Source organism: Kitasatospora sp. NPDC001175 (assembly GCF_053598215.1).
The window spans coordinates 1-3,839 of record NZ_JBSFJU010000174.1 but is presented as its reverse complement, the minus strand read 5'-3'; the positions used below and the strand labels follow the sequence as shown (position 1 = coordinate 3,839).

Genomic DNA, 3,839 nt, shown 5'->3' with positions numbered 1-3,839 from the left:
GCGGGTACTTCTTCGGGGCGGCCATGGCCTCGGGTCCTCTCATGAGGCCCATCTGACCCGCTGTCACCATCCGCCGCATCTCGGGGGAAGCTCACACCGAAGCAAGCCGAGGATGTGGGTACTACGCCGCTACTTCGGCAACTTCAACAAGTCCAGAAAGGACAGATGGGTGTTCGGCGTCAGGGCCACTGGCGCCTATCTCCTGAAGTTCAGGTGGACCCCGATCGTCCGGCACTTCATGGTCAGGGGTGGGGCGTCTCCGGACGACCCGAGCCTGCGGGAGTACTGGGCGTCGAGGACACGCAGCGTCGTGCCGCACCTGGACAAGATGAGCTTGTCCCTAGCGGCGAGGCAGAAAGGGCTGTGCCCGCTCTGCAAGCAGGCGCTGATCGCCGGGGCCGAATACGAACCAGACCACCCACGCGAGTGGATGGCCTGGTTCGCGGCGTCGAAGAAGATGCTCAACAAGCATCACTTCGTCTACCGGCGCGACGGAGGATCAGACGACAGCCGGAACATCCGGCTGATTCACGCCGAGTGCCACCGCCAGCTCCATGCGAACGACGGTGGCACCGGTCCAGTGCAGGGCCTGCAAGGCCAATGAGTCCTGCTTGAGCCGTGTGCCGCGACGAGTGGCACGCACGGTTCTGAGGGGGCCCCGTCACGGTGACGTGGCGGGGCTACCCGACGCGGTGGTGGCGGATCTCGTCGAAGCCTTCGCGGGGGAGGAGGTCGCGGGCGGAGCAGGCCATGCGGTGCTGCCAGCGCAGGACGTCTTCCGGTACCCGCTGGTGATCGGGCCTGCTCGAGTTCCGCGTGAGGCAGAGGTCGAGCGGGGCGTCCGTCAGGATCGCGACCGCGCGGCGCCCGTGGGCGTGGGCGAGTTCGACCAGCTGGAGCCGGTGGTGGCTCTCACAGCTCACGTTGTCCACGAACGTCGTCAGGCCCCGGCGCAGCCGCATGCTCAGGATCTGGTGTTGGAGGAGGACGGCGTCCGGGGTCGCGGCCTGGTCGCCGGGTTCGGAGACGACGGCGCGTGGCTGGTCGAGGCTGACGATCTGGTGCGGCGGGATGGTGAGCAGCGTCGTGAACTTGCCCGAGCCGCTGGCGCCGATCATGACGACGAGGTCGCCGGGTTCGACGGGGTCGAGGGTGGTGGTCATGGTGGGTGCCTCCGGGGTGGGGTGGTGGGTTGTCAGACGGCGGCGGACAGGAGCGCGGCGGCGGAGACGGCGAGGACGGCGACGAGTGCAAGGCGGGCCGCCCACTGGAGGAGGCGCATCTTGCGCTCGCACAGCACGCTGAGGGCGTGGAGGCGGGCGAGGCGGACGTCGTCGGCCAGGGCCTGGCGGATCGCGTCCGGGTCGGTGCAGCGGGCCCAGCGGGAGAAGCCGTTGGACCTGGTGGGGTCGAGCTTGGGCATGACGACCAGGACCGAGAGCAGCGCGGAGGCGACGGCAGCGGCGATGCCGACGGCGGCCAGGGCGAGCGCGAGCGCGGGCGCGGGTGCCTTGCCGAGCGCGGCCACTCCGGCAATGAGGACGCCGGTGATGCCGAGCAGCAGGGACGCTTTCGAATCCGTTCGAGCGGAAACGCGCGGGTTCGCGGAATCCTGAGCCTGGATTCGCCGGAACCTGCTCACGGTCTGCAGCTTGGGCGACAAGCGCGGCGGGTTCGTGCTTGCCTGGCTGATGCTCCGGCGGCCCTGGGGCTGGCTCCCGTCGGGGATGGCACCGGACAGTGGTAAGACAGCGGTCTGGGGTCGAAGCCGTCTGCCGTGGCTTCGACCCCGAACCCCTTTAGCTGGGCGCTGAGGAGGGCCAGGCCAGTATCAAGTCAGTGGCTAGCCTCGATGACCGGTTCGGGGCAGTGTCGACGGCCTGAGCCGATCTCCTCTCAGTCCGACTACGAGGACCTTGTCTCTGCCGGACGACGGGCTGGTGTGTCGCCTGCCCGGCCTCAACAGAGCGACGGCACTCGTGGCCCACGGTGCCGGCTGAGCCCTCCTGCTGGCCGACAACCGCAGCAACAAGCACCGTCCCTCGACAGCAGCGACTTGTGTCCGGAAAGCTGCTCGCCGCGGTGGCCTCGGGTCTCGATACTGGGCGGATGGCACGCAAGATACCGAGGGCTCCCCGGCGAGCGGGCGCGTGCCCCCGGTCCGCCCAAGCCCGACCGTCTCCGTGGCGCCGCCACCGATCTGCGTGCCGGAGGAAACGGACGGATCGCCTGCGTGGGCGAAGTCCAGCTGCCGCACCACAACACCAACCGGAACGGCTGAAAGCACAGGTAGGAGTTGAATGATGGGAACGCGAGACCACCACGCGGCTTGGGGCACCACCCGGATGGCACCGTACGCGGAGACCGCCGAGGTTCCTGTGCTCACGCCGGTGATCGACCCCGAGACCCAGATCGCCGTTGTCGTCGACGAGCTCGGTCGCACGGTCGAGCTCAGCCGATACGAAGCCGACAGCAGCAGCACCAGCACCTCGAACCACACCAGCACTTCGAACTACACCAGCACCTCGAACTACACCAACACCGCGAACATCACCAGCACCGACACCGACTACACCTCCGACCCGGACAACACCACCGACAACGACCACCATCCTGACTACGACACCGTTCCTGACCACTGATGGCGGCGACGGCGGGTACGACGGACCCGAGCGGGTCGGTGCTGGTGCTGACCAACCCGCACGACGTGACCAGTGACCTGGTGCTGCGTATCCTCGCTGAGCGCAAGGTGCCGGTTGTCCGGTTTGATCCCGGCACCGACCTGCACGCGGGCGCTGCGTTGAGCGCCAGGTACGGGACGGGAGGCCAGCGCGGCACGTTGCGCACGCGGAGCCGTGAGCTCGACCTCACCGGAGTACGCTCCGTTTGGACCCGTCGCCCCTCGGCCTTCGACGGGCCGGGCGAACTGGACGGGCAGGAACGGCGGTTCGCCGCCGCGCAGTCGTTGTGGGGCGTCGGCGGCATCCTGGCGTCCCTGCCCGGGGCCGACTACGTGAACCACCCGTGGGACAACCGGGCGGCGGAGCACAAGCCGGCCCAGCTCGCCGCCGCGCAGCGCAGCGGCTTCGCGGTCCCCGGCACACTGATCACCAACGACCCGGACGGGGCACGGGAGTTCGTTGCTTCACAGTGCGGCAGGGTGGTCTACAAGCCGCTGTGGAACACGCCCTATGAGGTGGACGGCCGGGCGCAGCAGGTGTGGGTGCGGGAGGTGCGCGCGGAGGAGATCACGGACGGCGTGGCGGCCTGTCCCCACCTGTTCCAGGCCACGGTGGCGAAGGCGTTCGACGTGCGCCTGACGGCCGTGGGCGGGCGGCTGTTCGCGGTGCGGATCGACAGTCCCGATCTCGACTGGCGGCAGCGGCAGTCGTTGATGGAGTGCACCCCGATCGCCGTCCCCGACGGGGTCGCGCGCTCGGTCCGTGCCTACCTGGAGCTGTCTCGGCTCGTTTTCGGCGCGTTCGACTTCGCCGTCACGGCGGATGGGGAGTGGTACTTCCTAGAGTGCAACCCCAACGGACAGTGGGCTTGGCAGCCGGAGGCCATCACCGACGCGATCGCCCATGCGCTCGCGGACCAACTGCAGAAGAGTCACTGAACAGCAGGCGGCTCGCAGGCTTGCTTCCATCCCCCGACCTGGGAACGGGGACGTGGGCACTGGAGGACGTTCCGGCTGGTCAAGCTCGTCATGTCCGCCCCGGGAACCCGCGCGTCTTCCAAGGGCGCTAGGCAGTGTCCTGGCGATCAGTTGAGTCGTTGATACGACTATGGGGTGTAGGAGTGATCTGACGGATGCCCAGTGGGAGCGCCTGGCGCCG

At 68.6% G+C, this 3,839-nt stretch carries 5 protein-coding genes; 3 read left to right on the top strand and 2 right to left on the bottom strand.

From position 1 onward, the window contains the following. Positions 1-604 (top strand): HNH endonuclease (locus ACWDAK_RS40790; protein ID WP_427396310.1); only part of this gene is annotated, 604 nt, incomplete at its 5' end. Positions 605-680: 76 nt separating this feature from the next. Here the strand turns inward: ACWDAK_RS40790 and ACWDAK_RS40785 are convergent. Further along, positions 681-1,163, bottom strand: a complete 483-nt coding sequence (locus ACWDAK_RS40785) for an AAA family ATPase (RefSeq protein WP_427396311.1) — start codon at positions 1,161-1,163, stop codon at positions 681-683. A 32-nt stretch (positions 1,164-1,195) separates the two neighbouring features. Next, a complete protein-coding gene (locus ACWDAK_RS40780) occupies positions 1,196-1,642 on the bottom strand; it encodes a Pycsar system effector family protein (protein WP_427396312.1) in 447 nt (148 codons plus the stop codon). A 661-nt stretch (positions 1,643-2,303) separates the two neighbouring features. Between ACWDAK_RS40780 and tgmA the strand changes: the two genes are divergently transcribed. Both tgmA and tgmB read left to right on the top strand, forming a co-directional pair. Continuing rightward, complete coding sequence (tgmA, locus tag ACWDAK_RS40775) at positions 2,304-2,642, top strand: putative ATP-grasp-modified RiPP (protein ID WP_344641261.1); 339 nt, start codon at positions 2,304-2,306, stop codon at positions 2,640-2,642. Beyond that, entirely contained in the window at positions 2,642-3,619 is a 978-nt protein-coding gene (gene tgmB / locus ACWDAK_RS40770) for an ATP-grasp ribosomal peptide maturase (protein ID WP_344641260.1), read from the top strand. The genes tgmA and tgmB overlap by 1 nt, the downstream gene beginning before the upstream one ends. The last annotated feature ends 220 nt before the right edge of the window (positions 3,620-3,839 follow it).